At 51.8% G+C, this 21,968-nt stretch carries 20 protein-coding genes (1 of these 20 running past the window's edge); 11 read left to right on the top strand and 9 right to left on the bottom strand.

The window, feature by feature from the left end; all coding sequences use genetic code 11:
* The 3 genes from ACGHTT_RS02145 to ACGHTT_RS02135 form a co-directional block, all read left to right on the top strand.
* On the top strand, positions 1–1,292 hold the 3' portion of the coding sequence (locus tag ACGHTT_RS02145; protein ID WP_390593238.1) for an OapA family protein. Its footprint begins 46 nt before the window's first position; 1,292 of the gene's 1,338 nt are visible here — the last part of the coding sequence; its start codon lies off the left edge, out of view; its stop codon occupies positions 1,290–1,292.
* 6 nt (positions 1,293–1,298) lie between these two features.
* Positions 1,299–2,399 (top strand): anhydro-N-acetylmuramic acid kinase, encoded by a 1,101-nt coding sequence (locus tag ACGHTT_RS02140; protein ID WP_390593237.1) that lies wholly within the window; start codon positions 1,299–1,301, stop codon positions 2,397–2,399.
* Positions 2,400–2,514: 115 nt separating this feature from the next.
* The gene (locus tag ACGHTT_RS02135) at positions 2,515–3,414 is read left to right on the top strand and encodes a CorA family divalent cation transporter (protein ID WP_390593236.1); all 900 of its coding nucleotides are present in this window, start codon (positions 2,515–2,517) and stop codon (positions 3,412–3,414) included.
* Between the two features lie 57 nt (positions 3,415–3,471).
* Here the strand turns inward: ACGHTT_RS02135 and erpA are convergent, their stop codons facing one another.
* The 4 genes from erpA to argC form a co-directional block, all read right to left on the bottom strand.
* Positions 3,472–3,825: an iron-sulfur cluster insertion protein ErpA gene (gene erpA, locus ACGHTT_RS02130; RefSeq protein WP_390593235.1), complete on the bottom strand. Its 354-nt coding sequence runs from the start codon at positions 3,823–3,825 to the stop codon at positions 3,472–3,474.
* A gap of 99 nt (positions 3,826–3,924) precedes the next feature.
* A complete protein-coding gene (locus ACGHTT_RS02125) occupies positions 3,925–4,329 on the bottom strand; it encodes a polymer-forming cytoskeletal protein (protein WP_390593234.1) in 405 nt (134 codons plus the stop codon).
* Positions 4,330–4,341: 12 nt separating this feature from the next.
* Positions 4,342–5,088 (bottom strand): DUF6776 family protein, encoded by a 747-nt coding sequence (locus tag ACGHTT_RS02120; RefSeq protein ID WP_390593233.1) that lies wholly within the window; start codon positions 5,086–5,088, stop codon positions 4,342–4,344.
* A 33-nt stretch (positions 5,089–5,121) separates the two neighbouring features.
* On the bottom strand, positions 5,122–6,162 hold the full coding sequence (gene argC, locus ACGHTT_RS02115; RefSeq protein WP_390593232.1) for an N-acetyl-gamma-glutamyl-phosphate reductase: 1,041 nt from the start codon (positions 6,160–6,162) through the stop codon (positions 5,122–5,124).
* A 186-nt stretch (positions 6,163–6,348) separates the two neighbouring features.
* On the opposite strand from argC, the gene ACGHTT_RS02110 reads away from it, so the two are divergent.
* From ACGHTT_RS02110 to ACGHTT_RS02080, 7 genes are all read left to right on the top strand, one after another.
* Entirely contained in the window at positions 6,349–8,100 is a 1,752-nt protein-coding gene (locus ACGHTT_RS02110) for a chloride channel protein (protein WP_390593231.1), read from the top strand.
* Positions 8,101–8,145: 45 nt separating this feature from the next.
* Positions 8,146–9,045, top strand: a complete 900-nt coding sequence (locus ACGHTT_RS02105) for an aldo/keto reductase family oxidoreductase (protein ID WP_390593230.1) — start codon at positions 8,146–8,148, stop codon at positions 9,043–9,045.
* An 18-nt stretch (positions 9,046–9,063) separates the two neighbouring features.
* Positions 9,064–9,486: a protoporphyrinogen oxidase HemJ gene (gene hemJ, locus ACGHTT_RS02100; RefSeq protein ID WP_390593229.1), complete on the top strand. Its 423-nt coding sequence runs from the start codon at positions 9,064–9,066 to the stop codon at positions 9,484–9,486.
* 87 nt (positions 9,487–9,573) lie between these two features.
* Positions 9,574–10,392: a bifunctional hydroxymethylpyrimidine kinase/phosphomethylpyrimidine kinase gene (locus ACGHTT_RS02095; RefSeq protein ID WP_390593227.1), complete on the top strand. Its 819-nt coding sequence runs from the start codon at positions 9,574–9,576 to the stop codon at positions 10,390–10,392.
* A 38-nt stretch (positions 10,393–10,430) separates the two neighbouring features.
* On the top strand, positions 10,431–11,075 hold the full coding sequence (gene thiE, locus ACGHTT_RS02090) for a thiamine phosphate synthase (protein WP_390593226.1): 645 nt from the start codon (positions 10,431–10,433) through the stop codon (positions 11,073–11,075).
* Positions 11,072–12,352, top strand: coding sequence for a glutamate-1-semialdehyde 2,1-aminomutase (gene hemL, locus ACGHTT_RS02085; protein ID WP_390593225.1), 1,281 nt, complete (start codon positions 11,072–11,074; stop codon positions 12,350–12,352). The genes thiE and hemL overlap by 4 nt, the downstream gene beginning before the upstream one ends.
* Before the next feature lie 9 nt (positions 12,353–12,361).
* The gene (locus tag ACGHTT_RS02080; protein ID WP_390593224.1) at positions 12,362–12,991 is read left to right on the top strand and encodes a CPBP family intramembrane glutamic endopeptidase; all 630 of its coding nucleotides are present in this window, start codon (positions 12,362–12,364) and stop codon (positions 12,989–12,991) included.
* Here the strand turns inward: ACGHTT_RS02080 and ACGHTT_RS02075 are convergent, their stop codons facing one another.
* The 4 genes from ACGHTT_RS02075 to mrcB all read right to left on the bottom strand — a co-directional run bounded on the left by ACGHTT_RS02075 (position 12,992) and on the right by mrcB (position 18,768).
* On the bottom strand, positions 12,992–13,330 hold the full coding sequence (locus ACGHTT_RS02075) for a PilZ domain-containing protein (protein ID WP_390593223.1): 339 nt from the start codon (positions 13,328–13,330) through the stop codon (positions 12,992–12,994).
* Positions 13,320–15,839, bottom strand: a complete 2,520-nt coding sequence (locus ACGHTT_RS02070) for a DUF1631 domain-containing protein (RefSeq protein WP_390593222.1) — start codon at positions 15,837–15,839, stop codon at positions 13,320–13,322. The genes ACGHTT_RS02075 and ACGHTT_RS02070 overlap by 11 nt, the downstream gene beginning before the upstream one ends.
* A gap of 134 nt (positions 15,840–15,973) precedes the next feature.
* Entirely contained in the window at positions 15,974–16,390 is a 417-nt protein-coding gene (locus ACGHTT_RS02065) for a hypothetical protein (RefSeq protein WP_390593221.1), read from the bottom strand.
* The gene (mrcB, locus tag ACGHTT_RS02060) at positions 16,381–18,768 is read right to left on the bottom strand and encodes a penicillin-binding protein 1B (RefSeq protein WP_390593220.1); all 2,388 of its coding nucleotides are present in this window, start codon (positions 18,766–18,768) and stop codon (positions 16,381–16,383) included. The genes ACGHTT_RS02065 and mrcB overlap by 10 nt, the downstream gene beginning before the upstream one ends.
* Positions 18,769–18,823: 55 nt before the next feature.
* Here mrcB and ACGHTT_RS02055 point away from each other — a divergent pair, with 55 nt between their 5' ends.
* A complete protein-coding gene (locus ACGHTT_RS02055; RefSeq protein WP_390593219.1) occupies positions 18,824–19,813 on the top strand; it encodes an adenosine kinase in 990 nt (329 codons plus the stop codon).
* 24 nt (positions 19,814–19,837) lie between these two features.
* On the opposite strand, the gene ACGHTT_RS02050 is transcribed toward ACGHTT_RS02055, so the two are convergent.
* On the bottom strand, positions 19,838–21,907 hold the full coding sequence (locus tag ACGHTT_RS02050; protein ID WP_390593218.1) for a putative bifunctional diguanylate cyclase/phosphodiesterase: 2,070 nt from the start codon (positions 21,905–21,907) through the stop codon (positions 19,838–19,840).
* Positions 21,908–21,968 lie beyond the last annotated feature (61 nt).

The following is a 21,968-nucleotide window of genomic DNA, read 5'->3' as shown; positions in this document are numbered from 1 at the left end:
TCCCAAAAGGCCACTTAATTGCCGCTAGTGCATTAACCGCTTCGCTTTCTCTCGTTTTCTTATTATTTCCTTCCGAGCAAGCTGGCGCCACAAAGCACACGGTTCAGGCGCTGGATTTAAATATTGAAACGGAAAAGCTGGCCGATGTGCGCCTAGCCGAAGAGCCACCGGCGCCAGCCGTCGGCGCTCAATGGCAAGAATTCACCGTGCGCAGCGGCGACAACCTATCCCTGATTTTCCAGCGCGCCGGTCTGTCCGACAAAGACGTCTATGAAGTCATCAGTAATAAAAACGCGGCGGCGTCACTGAAGCGCATACACCCAGGCCAAGTACTGGGCTTTCAGCTCGACCAAAGCGGTAAATTAGACCAACTTCGCTACGTTACCAGCCCGTTAACCCACGAGCTTTACCAGCGCACTGAATCGGGTTTTAACGATCAAATTGTCGAGAAGCAGCCAGATATCATTACCGCTTTTCGAAAGGCTGAAATTAAGAGTTCCTTATTTTTAGCAGGCCAAGAAGCGGGCATGGAGCCTAGCCTAATTATGGAACTGGCCAATATTTTCGGTTGGGACGTCGATTTTGCCTTAGACATTAGAGAGGGCGATAGCTTTAGCCTAGTCTACCAAGAGCGCTTTCTGGACGGTGAAAAATTGGATAACGGCGCCATATTAGCCGCGGAATTTACCAACCAAGGTAAAACATTCAAAGCCGTGCGCTACACCAATGAAAACGGCGACTCACATTTCTTTACGCCCGAGGGCGATAGCATGCGCAAAGAATTTTTGCGCTCGCCCTTGGATTTCGCCCGCATCAGCTCGCATTTCAATCTAAAACGCAAGCACCCAGTATTACACAGCATCCGCGCCCATAAAGGCACTGATTACGCCGCGAGTACTGGCACCCCCATCCGCGCCACCGGTGACGGCAAGGTCATTCACGCCAGCCGCAAGGGTGGCTACGGCAACGCCGTCATTCTTCAGCACGGCCAAACCTACCGCACCCTGTATGCGCACTTAAGTAAATTCGCTAAAGGCGTGCGCGCCGGCTCTCGCGTTAGGCAAGGACAGGTCATTGGCTATGTGGGCTCAACTGGGCTCGCCACTGGGCCGCACTTACACTACGAATTTTATGTCAATGGCGCCGTTAGAAACCCTGTAACCGTCGCACTGCCGAAAGCTAATGCTATTGCCCGCGCAGAGTTGCCAAGGTTTCACGCCCAAACTGCAACCGCACTTGCTGCGCTTGAAAACTTCCAGCGCACCTCACAAGTTGCTCAGCTTGATAACTAAACTAGCGTGAAAGAGTTATTCGTCGGGCTGATGTCCGGCACTAGCGCAGATGGCATTGATGCGGCCTTGGTCGCCTTCGAAGATAACAAAGCGACACTGATCGGCGCCCTTAGCCAACCGTTCAGCAAGGCACTTCAAACCGCCATTCACACCCTAGCTGACAGCGCCACTTGCTCGCTGGAGCAACTAGGGGCGCTCGACGCCCAGCTCGGCCTTGCCTTCGCAGACTGCGCCTTAGCACTATTGAAACAGCAGCAAATACCGACACATCAAGTCACTGCTATTGGCAGTCACGGTCAAACCGTGCGCCACCGCCCGCCCACTAGCAACACATCAGGCTTTACCTTACAAATTGGCGACGCCAACCTGATCGCCGAAACAACCGGGATAACTACGGTGGCCGACTTTCGTCGCCGAGACATGGCGGCCGGCGGCCAAGGCGCGCCACTCGCACCGGCGTTTCACCACTGGGCCCTAAAGAGTCAACAAAGCAACCGCGTTGTAGTCAATATCGGCGGCATGAGCAATCTTACTTGGCTGCCAAGTGAGGGCGCTCCCAACGGCTATGACTTGGGCCCAGGCAATGTATTGATGGACTGCTGGATACAACAACATCAAGGCAAAGCATTTGATGCGAACGGCGACTGGGCCGCGACTGGCAAGCCTCATGCAGAGCTGCTGGGCACCTTGCTCGAACATCCGTTCCTAAGCCAGGCCGCGCCGAAAAGCACCGGCAGAGAAGCCTTTAACCTGTCATGGCTAAACACTAGACTGGCCAATCTATCAGAAATCAGCCCAACCGATGTTCAGGCAACTTTGTGCGAATTCACCGCGCAAGTCATCAGTGACGCCTGTATCGCATTACCCAGCCAAGAGCTGTATATCTGCGGTGGCGGCTCAAAAAACCAAGCGCTCATGCGCGCTATCAAACGCCTGTTACCGGACTGGTTAGTTGAATCTTCAAATACTGCCGGCATAGACGCACAGTGGATGGAGGCCATGGCCTTTGCTTGGCTAGCTCGCGAAACGCTAGCCCGAAGACCTGGCAATTTATGCTCTGTCACCGGCGCAAAACGCCCCGCTATTCTCGGCGCTGTCTACTATTAACGTACGCGCGCCATAGATTTTTTGACTAATCAGTCACAAATGATCAAATAATGTACATTTTTATCGCGTATAATTCGCACCCGATTTCAACCTACGAGCCAGAATACTTTATTTTATGCGCCTATTACGCCCTACCACAGCACTGATTTTCGCCCTTTTTTGCCTCGTCACCCACCAGGCATTCGCTCAATCTCTCGACGCCCTAGCAAAAGAGCGCAAGAGCATCAATGCCACGTTAACTCAGCACAAAGAGCGAACTGAATACTTACGCGACCGGATTGCCCGTGCGAAGGAAGACGTTGCCGCCGCAGATGCCGCGCTCGAAAAACAAGAGGCCAAGCTATCAGAAGCCATCGGCAAAGCCGAAGAAAACCCTGGCGACAGCACCGCGCGCGCAGCCACCCACGCCTCCATTCGCTACAACCGCACTGAAGCGAAAACCGAGCGCATGCAAGAGCGATTAGACAGCGCGAAAAACGAGCTCACCAGCATCCAGGCGCACGAAATTGAATTGAACAAGCGACTCGCCGAAATCACGATCGAAGAAGCTAGAATTGCCGAAAGTCAGCGCAAGCCAAAGCCAGCGCCGGCGGTTGCCATACCTTCTCCAAAGCCCGATGCAGCGCCTGCGCCGGTAGTGGAAGCACAAACCACGGCCCCAGAGCTTACCCAGCCCGCAAGCTGGCCAACGCCAACAGAAGAAAGTACAGCCGACGCAGCCTTCGCCAAGCAAACTATTAACGCGCTGCTTGCCAAGCCTGCAGGCACAGCACCACTAAACAACGTCAAACTAAATCATAACCGCGGCCGTGCCACTGAGTCATTGGACTATATTGGCGGCAAGCTTTTTAAGCTTACACTGAAATTAGAAGCAGGCATGTGGGGCTTCAAAATTTATAACGACACCTTTTGGGTCAGCATCCCAAAGGACAAAGCCGACCAAGATTTCACCTTAATTTACGATGTTAATAGCAAAGCGACCTTGCACGTTTTTAGAACGAGCTTGTTGAATTAAACCAATCCAACCAATAAAAAAGGGAGCCTAGGCTCCCTTTTTTATTGGTTGTTTACATTACATCGAAAAGCTTGAGCCACAACCGCAAGTACTCGACGCATTCGGGTTTTGAACCACAAATCGAGACCCCTGCAAGCCCTCTTCGTAATCCACCTGAGAACCCACTAAGTAAGGGTAACTCATGGCGTCCACCACCACTTTAATGCCATCCTTTTCGACGATTGTATCGTCGTCAGACAATAACTCTTCAAAAGCAAAGCCATACTGAAAGCCAGAGCAGCCACCGCCGGTAACATACACACGCAACTTCAATTCAGAGTTTCCCTCCTCCTCGATAAGACTCGCCACCTTCGCCGCTGCGCCGCTGGTGACATTCAGAGCTTGAGGGATAAACACTTCTGGGGCCGACATAACTTCTCCTGCTAACCGTAGCATGCACTGTAGCTGCCAAACGGGGAGCCATTATCCGATTACCCCAGTGTTTTAGTCAACTATTGTGGTGAGACTAAATTAGCTTAAACCCACGGTTTTAATATCGGGAGCAGCCTTAGGTTTATTTTCCTGAACAGCCGGTTCCGCAGTGCCATAAACGAGACTGCCATTCACCTGCGAGCCTTTTACCATCTCAATCATATGGTAGTGTACGTTACCCTCCACGACCGCCTTTGCGGCAAGCTCGATATGCTTATTCGAGTGGACGTTGCCCTTAACTTGGCCATTAATCATCACTAATGGCGCGGTAATATCGCCTTCAACACGACCTTTTTCCCGAACGTTAACCTTGGCCTCACCCTTGCCGTCGGCAATGATATTGCCTTTAACAACACCCTCAATCTCTAAACTACCGCTGAAATGGACATCACCGATAACCTCAGTGGATTTGGAGATGAGCGTCGTACCGCCTGTCAGACTCATAAGATAACCCTGTTAGTTTGCTGGGGCTTCTGCCAACCAGCCAAATTTCTTTTCAATCGCGGTGGACGAGCTACCACGGACCTTAGCAACAATTTCGATACTGTTAGGCTCGAATCCTTCGGGCAACACCAGCTCTCCCTCAACATTTTGAAAGTACTTAAAACCTAACCGGATATTAATATCGTTCACGCTCGAAGACACATCCTTCAGCGCTAAACGCATCGGCAGCTCACCCTGACGACCCACGATGGTAAAGGTCACCGAACCCGTCAATAACTGATGATTGGAGGTTAACTGCTGCAACACCAGTTTGTAATTAAAGTGCCGAGCAACGCCAGTTGAGATGACATTAAGCGAGCCAATGGTAAGCCCTTTACTCTCAGCCGAAGGCGACATCAAGCCTCGATAAAAACCGATATCCTCCTCTAGCTCGGCAATTTTTGCTTTCAATGCGATAACTTCATTACGCACATCTTCGCTCGCGGCTTGGTCGACTTTTGAGCCCAGACGCAAATTCGCCACTTCCTGACGCAGAGTTTCCGCTTCAATTTGCCGCTCTTGCAACGCCGCCTCGAACTGGTCGCGCTCGTCCAGGGCCTGTTCTTGATAGCTCAAGGCTTGGGTTTTACCGTACCAATGCGAGGAATACACCAAGCCGGCAACGACCGACAACAAGACAAACCGTATCAAAAACCGATACACCGGCCGATAGGGTTTCACTTCCAAACGATACTGTTTACTGCCCTTAACTGAGGACATCAATACCTCCCTTAAAGAGTTACGCCAGCCCTATTAGGGCAGCAAGGCTGGACTGTTAAGCCCCAAGGTTTCATCAAACCCAAACATGATATTCATGTTTTGTATGGCCTGACCCGAGGCACCCTTAGTGAGATTGTCGATAACTGACATCACCACTACCGTATCACGCTGCTGCGGTTGGCATACGGCAATACGGCACATATTCGACGATTTAACGCTGCGAGTTTGTGGGTGACTACCAGCCGGCAGCACATCGACAAAGGGCTCATTGGCATAGCGCTCTTCGTACAGCGCCTGTAAATCGCCCGCATTGCCACGCAAGGTTGCATAGAGAGTCGCATGAATACCGCGCACGATGGGTAAAAGATGCGGCACAAAGGTCAAGCTCAAAGGGCCGGCGTCTTTATTTAACACCGACCTCAAACCCTGCTCGATCTCGGGCAGATGACGATGACCTGCAGAGGCATAGGCTTTAAAACTATCGGACGACTCAGACAATAATGCGTCAATACTGGCCTGACGCCCAGCACCGCTGGTGCCACTCGCGGCATTGGCAATTAAGCGCGAGGGGTCAACTAAATTGTTTTCCAGTAATGGAATAAAACCCAACTGGGTTGCGGTGGGATAACAACCGGGGCAAGCAACTAACTGCGCATCGGCGATCAGGTGTCGATTAAGCTCAGGCAGACCATAAACCGCCTCGCCAATGAGCTGAGGGCAACCGTGCTCCTTGCCATACCACTTACTCCACAAGGCGGCATCTTTAATGCGAAAATCAGCAGATAAATCCACCACGCGGGTGCCTCTGCTCATCAACTCCGGCATCATCGCTTGCGCCACGCCGTGGGGTGTAGCAAAAAACACCACATCGCACTCACCAAGTGTATCGGCATCCGGCGCGCTAAAGGCTAAATCATAATGGCCGCGAAGATTGGGAAACAAGTGCGCAACAGGAACGTTCTCTTCTGCGCGCGAGGTAATAATCTTTACTTCTGCTTGCGGGTGATTGGCCAACAAACGCAGAAGCTCCACGCCTGTGTAACCCGTACCGCCGACTATGCCTACTTTAATCACAATGAACTCCCGCCTCACCTTGTCAGTTGAATCTCGTATAATATGTGCTGCTTAATCAAATCGAAAGATTGTTTTCACCAATATGCCCATTGCGCAGTATAGGTCATGCTGACGATACGGCTTTTTGACCTAAGCTTAACCGTGCTGTGTGAATATTAACCAGCCACTGGGTAACACTGGAATCTCATGTCGCGCAGAACTATTGCTTTCATTCAAAATTGGCTCGACAACTTTCGATTGCGTTTAGCCTATTCGGATGCGTTACCGCAACTCACCCTTTTGGGCTTATTAAGCGGGCTGGCCGCCGCGGCTGTCATCATATTATTTCGCATTGCCATTGATGAACCTTTAGCGTGGTTGCTACCGCACGGTAATGATGATTTTGAAAGCTTAGACAGCACCTGGCATGTTGCGCTACCCATCATCGGCGGAACAATTCTAGCCGTCATGTTCCATCTATTACAATCGCGCTATCGATCAGTGGGCGTTACCCACGTGCTCGATCGCCTGCATTCACATCAAGGTCACATGTCGTCGCGCAACCTATGGGCGCAATTTTTCGGCGGGTTAATTTGTCTCGCCTCGGGTCAATCTGTAGGCCGTGAGGGCCCCGCCGTACACATGGGCGCCGCCAGCGCTAGCATTATTGGGCGTTGGTTTAGGTTACCCAACAATAGCATGCGCACGCTCGTTGCTTGCGGGGTGGCCGCCGCCATTTCCGCTTCATTCAACACGCCTTTGGCCGGCGTGATATTCGCCATGGAAGTGGTGCTGATGGAATACACCATCATCGGTTTTTTACCGGTTATTTTGGCATCGGTATCCGGCGCTATGTTGAGCCAAATATTTTTTGGTCAAGAAATCGCGTTTCGCATTCCCCCGATTCAGATGAACAGCTTATGGGAGTTGCCCTACATTGCCTTTGGCGGGCTGATCATCGCCTTTTTTGCCTCAGCCTTTGTACAAATTATTGTCAAAATTGTACCGCTACAAAAATATCCCGTCGCGCTGCGGCTTTTTACCGCAGGCTTAGTCACCGGCGGCGTGGCCTACTTTGTGCCCGATATCATGGGTATTGGTTACGACACCGTCGACAAAGCCATGCAGGGCAGCTTCGCCATCAATACGCTGCTGATTATTATTCTGGCAAAAATGACCATCACCGGTATAGTTTTTGGCTTAGGTGTACCCGGCGGCTCGATTGGCCCAACACTCTTTATCGGCGCCTGTATCGGCAGCGTACTCGGCATTATTGCCAACGCCATTTACCCAGAGCTCGCCTCGCAGCCAGCGTTTTACGTTTTACTCGGCATGGGCGGCATGATGGCTGCTGTACTAAATGCACCGCTGGCCGCCCTTTTGGCCTTACTCGAACTAAGCGCCAGCCCGAGTATCATTTTTCCCAGCATGCTGATGATTGTGATTGCTTGTATCACCAGCCGACTGCTGATTAGCAATAACGGTTTATTTCAGGAAGTGCTGGCGGCACAAGGTAAAACCGTGCAACGGGGCATGGCCAGCCAAATTTTATCGCGCGTAGGTATTGAAAGCGTCATGGACCGCGATTTTATTAACTGCGATAGACGTAAGTATTACGACGAATTACGCAAGCTGTTAGAGCGACAAACCAACTGGTTACTAATCGACGAAATTGAAGGTAAAAAGTTTTTAATTAGACCCGCCGATGTCGCCCATTATTTAGAACAGGCTCCCATCGAAGAGCTGTCGCTAGAGCGCCAGGTCGATCTACTCAAAATTCCCGCGAAGCGCTTGCAGCTCACGCCCATACATTCGCGCGCAAACTTATACGAAGCACAATTAGTACTGCAACAAACCGGCGCCGACGCTCTCTATGTGAACCGCAGCGGCGCACCACTACTATCATCGGCAACAGGTATAGTGACTAAACATGCTATCACGAGCCATTACCAACTTTAATGTCAGCGCTTTTTCCGCCTTCACAGTTCACTCAACGGAGATTCCATGCAACAAGTCGCATTAACAGATCAACTACATCTTTCGCGCATCATTTACGGCTGGTGGCGGCTCATGTCGTGGGACATGAATACCAAAGCCATCGAACAACGCATCGAGGAGTGTTTAGCCTTAGGCATTACTAGCCACGATCATGCCGATATTTATGGTGACTACCTATGCGAGGCCAGCTTCGGAAGGGCATTAAAGAATAGACCTGATTTACGTGAAAAAATTCAGCTTGTGAGCAAGTGCGGCATCCAATTGGTGAGCCCGCAGAGGCCACACCATGCACGTAAAAATTACGACACCGGCTACGCCCATATCGTTGCTAGCGCCGAGCAATCATTAATAAATTTGAATACAGAATTTCTGGATCTATTGCTTATCCATCGCCCCGATCCGCTCATGGATGTCGATGATATGGCAGGTGCTTTTGAAAACTTACAGCAGGCTGGTAAGGTCGGTGCGTTTGGCGTTTCCAATTTCAGCGTTAGCGAATTTAATTTACTGCAGAGTCGGCTCAGTTTCCCCTTAGTGACCAACCAAATGGAAATATCCGTATTGCATCACGCCAGTTTCCACGATGGTAGTTTGCATCAAGCTCAGCAGTTAAAGCGCGCGCCTATGGCCTGGAGCGCTCTGGCTGGCGGCCGTTTGTTTAGCGGCGACGATAGCCAAGCAAAAAACGTCCGCGACGCACTCGAGCAAATCGCCTCTGATATTGGTGCGCAGGGTATCGATCAAATAGCCTTGGCATGGCTGCTAAAACATCCAGCCAATATTATGCCCATTGTCGGCAGCCAATCCCTTGCGCGCATTCAGGCGGCGAGCGACAGCCTTAACATACCGTTGTCGCGCGCTCAGTGGTACACCATTTGGGAAGCCGCAGGCGGCGAATTACCTTAATCATCTTGGAGAGACCCAATGCTTTGGCTAAAAGCGTTTCATATCATTGCTGTTATCTGCTGGTTTGCAGCCCTATTCTATCTACCGCGCTTATTTATCTATCACGCGTTAAGTGAAGATAAGGTGAGCCGCGATAGATTCAAAGTCATGGAGGCCAAACTGTATTCCATTATTGCCTGGCCCAGCATGCTGGTAACGCTGGTTTTGGGCTTGGGTTTACTGCACTTCAATCCCAGTTATTATTTGAGTGCTGGCTGGATGCATGCGAAATTGACGCTGGTATTATTATGCGTGGTTTATCACTTCGCTTGTCGGCATTTTATGTTGCAACTACGCGACGACAAGTGCCAAAAAAGCCATAAGTTTTTCAGGGTTTTTAATGAGGCGCCAGTACTGTTACTGGTTCCCATTGTTATCCTCGTTGTGGTCAAGCCCTTCTAAGGCGCTAAGAGATTAAGTCCAGTTATTCCGGCAACTTTTCGTGGCTGTGTTAGACTCAAAAGATGCCCGAATAACTGAGTTAGACCGATGGATTCCCCTGAAACCCCCGTCATTCTCACCTTCAGCCCGCACGACCCCACAGGTTGCGGCGGACAAAGCGCCGATATTGAAACAGCCGTTAGCCTCGGCTGCCACGCCGCCACCGTTGTTACCGCACTCACCGCCAGAGATACTCGCGAAATAAAAGAGCTGCAAGCCGTGGACGCTGCGCTGATCATAGAACAGGCTCGCGCCCTATTAGAGGATATGCCCGTAACTGCCATAAAAATTGGCGAACTTAGCAGCGTGAGCCACTGCGAGGCAATTCACAGCATCCTACTGGATTACCCACAAATCAAAGTGGTTATCGATGCGAGCGCGCAATCCATTGGCGTGCACCGGCACGGTATACTGCAAGCATTACAAACCTTGCTGCTGCCTCAAACCACCTTGCTGTGCGCGCGGCAAAGTGATCTACAACAACTCGCCCCTGGCGGTGACACCACCGATGCCAAAGCCCAATTGCTGCTGGACTTTGGCTGTAAATCATTGCTCGTCTCACGCTGCCGACAAAGTCGACACGCCAGTGTCAACAAACTCTATTTACCCCATACCGAACACAAAGAGTTCGAGCTACAAGGCTCTGGCACAAAGCTCGAGGGTATTATGGGCGCGAGCGCCACACTGGCCACCGCCGCAGCCGCTTATTTGGCACATGGTTGCCTACTCACAGACGCCTGCCATCAGGCACAGCAATTTGCTTGGCAATCAGTGCAACACGCGCGCCGCGTGGGCATGGGAAAACTGGTACCCAATCGCCTTTTTTGGGCCACGGAAAAAGCGCAAAAGAAATCCTACAAGCACTGATATAATTTACGACTTTAATCGTTTTAGCGGATCGACTTTTGCTGCATAAATTGACGGGTCTCTATGCCATTACCCCAGAAGGCGATACCAAAACACTCTTGAAACAATGCACAGCCGCCCTCGAAGGCGGCTGCCGATTGTTACAATATCGCGACAAGATGGCCGCACCTAAAGATCAACTAACGCGTGCAAGGCTACTGCGTCAGCTATGCGATGACTTCGATTGCAAACTCTTGATCAATGACAATCTTGCGCTTGCCGCGACAGTGCAAGCGGACGGCGTCCACCTTGGTCAAAGCGATACGCCGCTGTTACAAGCCCGCGATGCTCTCGGGTCAGATGCGCTCATTGGCATCACCTGCCACGGCAACCTAGCACTCGCGAATGCCGCCCACAAAGGTGGTGCCGACTATCTGGCCTTCGGTCGTTTTTTTCATTCCAATACCAAGCCAAACGCTGTAGCCGCAGAGCTTGGCGTGCTCGCCCAAGCGCGTGGTCAATTCAATAAACCCTTGGTGGCCATTGGCGGTATTAATCTGGATAATGCGCACCAGGTTATAAACGCGGGTGCCCATATGATCGCCATAGGCGGCGCCCTGTTCGGCCAAGCCAACATTGAACAAACAGCGCGGCAATTCTGCCGCTTATTTGAACCCTCTAGAAAAAACGGAATATCGCCATGAGTCGCTCAGAATCACTGTTTCAACAAGCCCAAAAAGTTATTCCTGGCGGCGTTAATTCTCCCGTGCGCGCGTTTCGAGCTGTAGGAGGCACGCCGATCTTTTTTGAAAGCGCCAAAGGCGCCTACCTCATAGATGCGGACAAAAAGCGATATATCGACTATGTGCAATCATGGGGTCCGATGATTTTGGGCCACGCCCACCCCGAGGTATTGGAGGCCGTTATTGAACGGGCAAAATCTGGGTTAAGTTTCGGCGCCCCCACCGCGTTGGAGACCGAACTAGCGGAACAAGTTTGCGCCCTAGTGCCTGGCATGGATCTAGTGCGCTTCGTCAACTCCGGCACCGAGGCCACCATGAGCGCCATTCGCCTCGCCCGCGGTTTCACTGGCCGCGACAAAATTGTCAAGTTTGAAGGTTGCTATCACGGCCATTCAGATTCACTTTTAGTCAAAGCAGGCTCTGGTGCCTTAACCATGGGTGTGCCCAGTTCACCGGGCGTACCAGCGGCACTGGCCGACCACACGCTGACGCTCACATACAACGACATTGGCGGGCTAAAAAAAGTCTTTGCCGATATGGGCAGCCAAATCGCCTGCATTATTGTTGAACCTGTGGCCGGCAACATGAATTGCGTACCCCCAGTAGCAGGTTTCTTAGAAAGTTTGCGCCAAGTGTGCGATGAGTCTGGCGCGCTGTTAATTATGGACGAGGTCATGACCGGCTTTCGCGTTAGCCACACGGGTGCACAGGGCCACTATGGCGTTACTGGCGATATAATCACCCTAGGTAAGGTCATCGGCGGCGGCATGCCCGTGGGCGCCTTCGGAGGCCGACGCGAGGTGATGGAAAAGATTGCACCTTTAGGCCCGGTGTATCAAGCGGGTACGTTATCTGGCAACCCTGTCGCCATGGCTGCGGGCATCAAGAATCTAGAGCTGATCTCGAAGGCTAATTTTTACCCGCCTATTATCGAGCGCACCACGACCCTAGTGAATGGCCTACAAGCGGCGGCCGATGCGGCCGGCATTCCGTTCACAACCAATCACGTTGGCACCATGTTTGGCTTCTTTTTTACCACCGAAAAAAAGGTCGAAAATTTTGCCCAAGTGATGGCCTGCGACAACGATCGTTTTAATCGCTTTTACCATGGCATGCTCAACGAAGGCATCTATCTCGCACCCGCCTCTTATGAAGCGGGCTTTATGTCAGCCGCTCATACTGATGCCGATATTGAAGCGACAATAGAAGCAGCTAAGCGCGTTTTTGCCAGTCTGTAAACGATGAAAATGAAAACTCGCTGGCTGGAGATGTTAGTGCTATTTGTGCTAGTCCCACTGGCGGGGCTTGGCGCGCAGCACTATCTTCATCAGTTCTTACTGCCAACCTTAATCGTTCTTGCGGCGCTGTGCCTGTGGTTGATTTTGCAAGATCCAGGTTTTAAACGTTTCCGGCTGGTCAATAGTGGTAATTTACGTGCGGCATTGTGGCGCAGACGGCCGGCGTTTATTGCGGGTTTATGCGTCAGCGGTATTTTGTTTTTTAGTTTTTCCAATGCCCACTGGTTTCACTTACCGACACAGGAAACCGAGCGCTGGCTAATACTGCTCGTGGTTTACCCGCTTTGCTCGGTCATCCCTCAAGAACTGATCTACCGCACCTTTTTCTTTCACCGCTATAAGAAAATCATTCCGAAGAAGAAAACCAGAGCCTGGCTTTCCGCGCTTTTTTTTGCATGGGCACACATTATTTACGGCAATTGGATAGCGGTGGCAGTGGCATTCGGCGGCGGGCTACTGTTTGCGTTTACCTATGCGAAGAGTCGGTCAACCTTGGCTTGTGTCATCGAACACAGCATTTGGGGGCTATGGTTGTTCAGTTTTGGATTGGGGCAATATATCGACAGCGATCGGTTATGATCAACGCAAGCGGCTAATAAGTAATTCGACGACCGCCAGCCCTTGATCAGATATGTCGATGATGTGACAACCGGCCCAATGACGCGACTCATCCTCTGAGGATTTAACCCATAGGCAGTCTACCGCCAGCGTAAGCTCTCCCGCACCTACCAAACTTTGCGGCAAGGTTAGCCGCAGCGAGTAAAGCCTTTCTTCAACTAACGGCGCGTCAGATAACAGCATTAGCCCTTGAGCGTGAATATTGGCCAAACGGCCAAGATGCTCATCCGACTGAGCATCCCAAACATCGATGCTGGCATTCAACTCATGCCGAACTAAACGCCGCTTATTATTCTGCATTCGCGGTATCGCCTTCGGCGGCTTTTGAATTTAGGCTGTGGAAAATATTTTCCAAGGCGCGCTCGAAGAAAGGTTTGGTCGAACCAGCAATAACCTTAGCCGCACCACTCAACATTTCACGTGCGAGCTCCAGACCAGATTTCATTGCAACCTTTTTGCCCATTTGATCAACCAGCATGTAGTGCAGGGTTTTAGAGTTGTACCAAGCCACTTTAAGGCGCTTACCACCTTCCAGCTCAAACCAGGTGCCAAATTCGATCATTTTCAAATTTTCCACCATACGCTCTTCTTCCGGGGTCGCTTTATCCTTACCGAAATCGGTATGGCCAGCTTTTTCTGCCGCCATAGTTTCAAGCTTGTCGCGCATCGGGGCGGGAGCAACTTCCACTCGTTTACTCTGCAACGCCATTTTTTGCAAAGAGACCAATGCTTCGATGAGCTTTTTACCTTTAGCTTGGTCGTAGCCAATAGTTTCAAAACCGGTTTCGATAACATCTAACAAGCTATCGTGCAGGTCCATTTGCCTAGCTCGTTCAGCGCTGGCTTCCTTCGGCAAGATACTCCACAAGATATCGTCCACGGCAGTTAATGCTCGAGTCCAACTTTCCGATTCATCGCCGTAGCGAAGCAACACAAAGGCTAAGTAATCCGACCAAGGTTGCAGCAACAGCAACAACACCGCAGAGGGCAATTCCAAACCATCGGTGCGGGCGCGAATCTCTTGGTTAACGCGAATTTTAACTTCGCGCAATTTTTCCTCGCCCTGCACTTTTTCGGTGGCGCGACGCTCCATCAACTCCTGGCGACGCGCAATTTTTTTGGTGTAGGAACTAAACTCTAGAAGCAACTCAGCGAACAGTCGCACGTCGTTTTTAAATTCTTCCAACACGCGCGAGACAATGGCTTTAATCTTGGGGTAAATTTCATATTGCGAACTACCATCATTTGACACCCACTGCGTACCAGCCTCAGCCATATTGTTTAACAGCAAGCGTGCAGGGTGCTCAGTCTCTTCAAAAAAATCTTTATCGATAAACGCCAATTTTAGGAAGGGTGTGTGTAAGTAGCTCAATAGCGCTTTCACGGAATCGGGAAGGTTGTCATCAGACAACATGTACTCAAACAACATACCCACTAAATCAATCGTGTGCATGTCCTTGCCATCAACAGTTCCGTCTTCGCTTTGCTCGCGTAATTTTTGCGTTAGATCCCGCTCAACTTGGGCAATCATGGCGGGTTGCATAGGTGCAACTGCGCCGTCGTCGGCGTGCATAAACTGGCGGGTAACAGCAGTGGCCTGGGTCTGTAAATTCTGTAGCGCACTGACCAACTGGTGATTCGAATAAACCACAGCCTGACGCACCGCCGCGCCTTGAATCGGCTGACCTTGCATCGGGCTGCTCGCCCCCTGTATGGGAGCACCTTGAACTGGCGCGCCCTGCATAGGCTGCTGTGCATAGCCCGCAGCCTGCTGCGGCGCTCCCAGTTGATTTTGCAAGCCGCGAATGGCGCCCACTAGGCCAGCTTGGTATTGCTGCGTGGGTAGGCTTGGATCTGGCGCTTGCGCTGGCCCATGGGATACTGGGGAGGTAAAGCCAGGTATGCGACCCATATTAGGCGACATAGGCTGGCCCGCCATGTCAGGCACTGCACTTTGCATTACCGCTTCGTCGGCCACACCCTCGAAGGATTCTTCATAATCCACCGGCGCGGCACCCGCACCCACCGATCCTCCGCCTGCATGACTGCTAGCACCTGGTGTATAGCGCAAGTTCGGCAACACGCCAGACTCAATAAAATAACTGTTCACCTCGCCCATTAAATCGACCAGACCGGGAATAAAATGCAAATCAAATTGCTTATAGGCGAGAATTTTGGCTTTGGTATTTAACTCTAACTTGCGCAGTGCTTTACGCAGCGACTCACAAAATTGTACCGGGCTTATGGGGTTGCCTTTGTCTTCAACCTTGTCGCCACCATTGAGCATGGCAAAGCGCTGGTTTAGCGCCCACATAGCCTCGGATACTTGGGCATCAGCGCGTCGAGTAATTGATGCAATGGCAATGGTTTCTTCCAAGTCTGCATTTTCAACCAAGGACAGCATGTCGCCATTATATTTTTCTTCACCGGTTTCGGTGCTCAGGGTTTTATTTTTAAACTTAATAAAGCCCTCACCCAAATAACCACAAAAATAGCGCTCTAGCACTTCTTGCTTTTCATTAAATTCACGCAAAAGTTCGTTAGCCTTGGAACGCTCCTGATCAGTTTTTGCTTCGCTGACCAAGCCATTCAGAGCTTCCGAGAATTGTTTCATGAATTCTACGAGCTGAGTTTTACTCGCTTCTACAACTATTTTTTGGCAAGCCTTCAAGCGTTCGATAACACTAGCCTCTGCCGATGTTGTCGTAGCTGACTTACCAGTTGTGGTGGATTTACCCGATACGGTCATAAAGATGTTTTCTTGTGGATGACGTCCATGCTTAACAGCCCATAGGCCAAGTGTAGTCAAGAATCGGCTCGACCAACACCTACAAGTCTCAAAGCCTGAGTTGCTGCTAAATCTTGTGATTATTCTACTGAGCGCGAAGCGCTAAAACTGCACACTTGTGCATGTTATCACTCGGGTAGACTATCGCCTAGGCCTCAGTCTGCCTCTACCAAGGCTTGAAGCGCAGGCTTCAGATCTGGCCGAGCACTGATGTAACGTAACCCGAGCCGAGCAAAACTCACCGCCTGCTCACTTAGCCCGAGGCCATAATAGCCTTGTGCCAACAGGAGATAGAGCTCAGGTGCGTAGCGATCCATGCGCAAGCCGCGCTCGGCAACATCCACTACTGTCTGATAATCACCGGTCTGATAAGCCTCACTAGCGCGCGCAATCAAGCGCGATAAGGCCTCTGAACGCTTTGGGCTTTCAGCGGCGGGGCTTGCGCTCTCCGACTCTGTGGCTTCTGCCGCCTCGATATCGGGAGCCACCGCCTGGCGAGAACAACCCACCAGCAGAACAACGAAGATTGCCAGTGACAACATTAAAACTCGAGTGCTCAAGGTTACTGCCATAGGTTTTTCCACCAAAACTTTAACGGGTTCTCAACATATGCACAGGGCGCACGCCCCTCTGGCACCAAGCCAGCACTAAAGGGCACTAAGCGAGCATTCTGACAGTTTTCGTCGCTGGCTCGACCGGATGGGCCGTCTACCCAGTGAAAAACAATGCCCTCTGGGGCTGGGGCATTCAAGCTCTGAGTATTGATATTGGCCATAATGTTAGCCCAAATCGGTAGCGCACCCGTGGCGCCGGTCAACGGTGTGGTGCCATTGTCGTCGCGGCCCACCCAAGTTACCGCGACATGATCAGCGCTAAAGCCGGCAAACCAGCTGTCGCGCTGATCATTGGTGGTGCCCGTTTTGCCCGCCACATCGAGCTCGGCGGGTAAATATTGATAAGCGCCCTTACCTGTACCCTCGCGCATTACCGCCCGCAAACCATACTGTAACTGGTACACCGCGGCCGGCGAAAAGCGTGGCTCTACCGCCAATGCGTAGCGGTTGAGCGGCTTACCTTCGCGAGTTGTGACATCTCGAATAGCGCGCAAAGGCGAATAAAAGCCATCGGCCGCTAGCGTGTGATATTGCTCTGCCACATCGATGGGCGCCATGTTCACCGCGCCGAGCAACATAGCAGGTACCCGAGGAATATCGGCAGTGCCACCTAATTGGCTCATCGCACTCGCTACCCGGCCCAACCCCAGCTGCATCCCTAAACGCGCGGTGGCCTGATTGTAAGACTGCGCGAGCGCCTCAACCATCGGCACCTCACCATGGCTTTGATGAGAATAGTTGCGCGGCGCCCACTCGCCATCCGGCCCCGCCACTCGCACGGGTGAATCGCTCACCAGTGTCGACAACTGATAGCTTTTCGGCTGGGACAATGCGGCGAGGTAGACAGCCGGCTTTGCCAGAGAACCGATTTGACGGTGCGCATCAAGCGCCCGATTAAAGCCTGCCACCGACGGCTTGCGATCGCCCGCTAAAGCTAGAACTTCGGCGGTACCAACCTGCACCACGATGGCGGCGCCCTGAAGACTCTCTGCATCTAGTTTGTAGTCCGCCTCGATGCGCCGGAGCTGACTTGCCAATTGCTTTTCCACCTGAGCCTGAGCCCGAACATCCAAGGTGGTGAATATTCGCAAGCCCTCCGACTGCAAATCAGCACTATCGTAATCGCGTTTTAACTGGCGCTTCACCAGGTCGAGAAAATTGGCATAGCGGGTCACCGGCTCACTATTTTGCTGACTAATTCGCAAGGGCCGCGCTAGGTTATGCTGGTATTGTTGCGCTGTAATCAGACCTGAATCACGCATGACCCCAAGTACCAAATCTCGACGCGCTTTGGCTCGCTCGGGCGAGCGCCACGGGTTGTAGTAAGAAGCGCCTTTGACCAAACCGACCAGCAAGGCAATTTGATCCGTGCCTAACTCAGCCAAGGGTTTACGAAAATAATGCAGCGACGCCAAGGCAAAGCCATTAATAGACTTAGCGCCCTGCTGACCGAGATATACCTCATTAAGATAAGTTTCAAGAATCTCCGCCTTGCTGTAGTGCAACTCTAACAGCACGGCCATAACCGCCTCTAAACCTTTGCGCGTTAAGCTTCGCTCATTGGTTAAATAAAAATTCTTCACCAATTGCTGGGTTAAGGTACTGCCACCTTGCGCGACGCCACCGGCTTGAATATTGGCCAACAGAGCGCGCGCAATGGCGCGAAAGGAAATACCTTGATGATCGAGAAAGTGCTTATCTTCCACCGCGATCAGGGTTTCGCCTAGCAGAGGTGGAATATCGGTTAATTTAACCAGTTCGCGATCTTCCAAGTGAGCGGGAAAGATGCCGCCTATCTGCTCCGGCTCAAGGCGCATCACATCGTCTGGGCCAGATTGGGGCTTAATAAAATCCACTCGGCCATGGCGCAAGCGCAGCTGCCAAACCTCGGCGGCCTCTTTCCTATCCCAAAAATCAAAGCCACGAGTTGCGATCACATAATTTGCCACACCACCTTGCTGTACCCGCTCAAACTGGCCGGTACCTGAAATTTTTACCACTGGCTGATAGCCCAACCGCTTCAGCTGCGCCTCTAACAGCTCAGGTGACATTCTCGCTTGATCGTACAATTCCAATGGTTGTGCATAGACGCGCGCGGGCAGCGCCCACTTCTTGCCCTCAAATTTAAGCCGGACTTGACGATCAATGATAACCAGGGCCACTAGGCCGAGCGCGGCCGCCAAGAGTGTGAAATTGCGAATCCATGGCCACCAACGGCGGCCAGCCTTGGCCGCAGGTCTTTTTTTACGTGTCGCTTTCTTCGCCATGTGCTGGAATAAATCTATAGGACATAAGTGAGTGCGCAGTGTAACCAGTGGGCCATAAAAGATCAGCATTAGACTTCACGGCATTGGCCTAGGATAATGGCGGTTTTTTGGACAGAGCCTCTACATGACACATTTTGATATCTACGGCATTGGCGCCGCATTGGTCGATACTGAAATCGAAACCACCGACCGACAGCTGCAAGATTGGGGCATTGAAAAGGGTGTTATGACGCTAGTGGACGAGGCTCGGCAAACCGAACTCATGGCCGCGATGGGTCAACACCTTTTAGGTGCCGCCCGCGCTAGCGGCGGCTCGGCGGCAAATACTATCATCGGCGCCAGCTATTTGGGTGCAACCTGCGCCTATGCCTGCCGTGTTGCCGACGATGACAACGGCCATTTTTATCTGCGCGATATGAGAGATGCCGGTGTGCAAACTCGACACGCGGCGAAGCCCCTATTGCCTCAAGGTGTTAGCGGCAAGTGCCTCGTGATGATTACCCCCGACGCCGAGCGCACTATGAATACCTTCCTAGGCGCGAGCGAAAAACTCTGCACCGAAGATATCGATACCGAGGCGCTAAAAAATGCGCGCTACCTCTACATTGAAGGCTACCTAGTGACCTCTGAAACAGGCAAGCCCGCCGCTATTTACGCGCGGCAAGCGGCGGAAAAAGCTGGCGTGAAAACCGCCATCAGCTTAAGCGACCCAGCGATGGTAAAATTTTTCCGCGCCGGCCTTTCCGATATGATCGGCAACAAAGTCGACTTGCTGTTTTGTAATTTGGAAGAAGCGCTCGGTTTTACCGAGACAAATACGATAGCCGAGGCAACCCAAGCCCTGAAACACTACGCTCGCGCATTTGCCATCACCCTCGGCGCCGACGGCGCTTTACTATTCGATGGAGAAAAAGAAATTAAGGTCGCCGGATATCCAGCAAAAGCCATCGACACCAACGGTGCCGGCGACATGTTTGCCGGCGCGTTTTTGTTTGGCTTAAGCCAGAGCTGGTCATTCGAAAAGGCGGGACATCTAGCCAACAAAGCCGCTGCACAAGTGGTTAGCCAATACGGGCCTCGGCTCAGCGCAGCACAGTACCGCGCGCTAGTTTAAATCACACAACTATACCGATCGGGGTTATGGCTTGAGCAGCGCGAGCATAGGTGCTGGCGCTGCAAAATAATAACCCTGTGCATAGTCCACACCTATCTCCTCGAGCAGCGTCAACACCTCGCGATTTTCAACGAACTCAGCCACGGTTTTTAAACCCATGACCTTGGCGAGGTGATTAATACTGCTCACCATCGCAAAATCAATTGAACCCGGAGTCATCGCTTTAACAAAACTGCCATCAATCTTTAGATAATCTACTGGCAAGCCCTTGAGGTAGGCAAAGGATGATAGGCCACTGCCAAAGTCATCGAGATAAAACTTACAACCTAACGCCTTCAAGCTATTCATCAATTTCAGTGCCGCACGTAAATTACCCACGGCGGCTGTTTCTGTAATTTCAAAGTGCAGGCGACTCGCGTCTATGCCACTGCTTTGCACCTCGCTTAACACAAAATTGGCGAAGGAGTCATCGCTGATAGTGGTACCCGAAATGTTAACCGCAAAGCTGTGTGGGCTATCGGGCATTTGAGCGATAAAATCAATAACTTTCAACAGCACAGTACGGTCAATTTCATCCATCAACCCATAGCGTTCTGCCGCGGGTAAAAACTGCCCAGGCGCGATGATATTGTCGCCTTCGCGCATGCGCACCAAGACTTCAAAATGGTTGGCATCACTCGGGCAAGCAACGCTGATCACCGGCTGGATATACATAACCAACCTATCTTCCGCCAAAGCCGTGGTAATTTTTGATACCCAATGCATTTCATTTCGGCGCCGTTCAACCGTTGCCGAATTTAAGTTACTGTGCAAATGGATTCGATTACGACCTGTCTCTTTGGCGGCTTCACAGGCCGCCGTGGCGGCAGCTAAAGCCTGACCTTCTGACTCTGTATCGATATCAATCGCCATAGCACCGACACAGATTGCGACCTTTATGGCACGGCCTTCACTGCTAAAATCCAGTTGCTGAGCGGCCTGCACCAGCAATTCAGCCACCCGCTGCGTACCGGCCAAGGTCGCGCCACGCAATAACACGCCGAACTCATCGCTGCCGATCCGAGCCAATAAATCCTGACTTCTTAACGACTTGCTAAACGCCTCCGCCAAACACACCAGCAACGCATCGCCAGTACCCTGCCCACAGGTATCGTTAATGACGCGGAATTGATAAATATCAATCACCAACAAGCCATGACCACCTGCGCCGACTTTTGCTCGTGCTACCTCGCGCGCCAGCTCCGCTTCAAAATGCTCGCGGTTAGGCAGCTGCGTTAGGCCATCATGGGTGGCCTGCCAATTCATACGCGCCGAAACGCGCCGGTTTTGACTCGCGTCTCTAAATACCAACACGCAACCGGCGACATCGCGCTGACTGTTGCGAAACGGCGAGGCTACCGCGGAAATAATCACTGGCGCCTCGCCACTAACAAATAAACAGGCATTTTCCGTGCTATTACTTAACCGGCCTCGACGCAAGGCGTCAGCGACAATGCACGGCAAGGGCCTGTGCGAGCTGCCATCAAACAGGGTAAAGAGCTGGCACAGCTCCACGCCGACGGCGCTGTGGGCAGATACTTTTAACAAACTACGAGCCGTTGGATTCAGGGTTTCAATACGGCCCTCTGAATCGGTGACAATCACCGCGTCGGTCACGGAAAACAGCGCCACCTGCAACTGTTCTTTCAAAGCCACAAGCTCGGAACGAAAGGGTTGAGATAGGCTGGCATCCTTCAATAGCAAGATCACCTCATCGCCCACCGGCGCGGCCGCGACCCACTGTAAAGCCAGTGGCTGACCGGCGCTGTTAGTCCCGCGCAGCATGACGCCGCCCTCGCGATAGAACATCGCCAGCAGCGCTGCGAAAGCTTGTGCTGGCTTATCACCCTCCTCCCTACCCAATAATGAGAGAAGCGAGCGACCAAGCAAGGGCTCTGATAGGTTTTTAATGCCTGAGAATACCTTTCGACCAGAAGCATTAATGGCGACGAGGGCGCCGTGCCGATCCAAGGTCAGCACGCAGTCGCTTGAGCGCGCGAGCAGGTCATGCTCATCTGTCGCGTCGTTATTTAGCGGGATGGCGGTGGGTTTCAAATACACATTCCTAGACAAATCTAAGGGTCAATTAGACAAGTATAGAAATAGATTTCTAAAT

Origin of the sequence: Simiduia litorea, assembly GCF_042853465.1 — a bacterium.
Lineage (GTDB): Bacteria > Pseudomonadota > Gammaproteobacteria > Pseudomonadales > Cellvibrionaceae > Simiduia > Simiduia litorea.
Note: the sequence above shows the minus strand (reverse complement) of the source record. Positions and strands in the feature narration are given on the sequence as shown.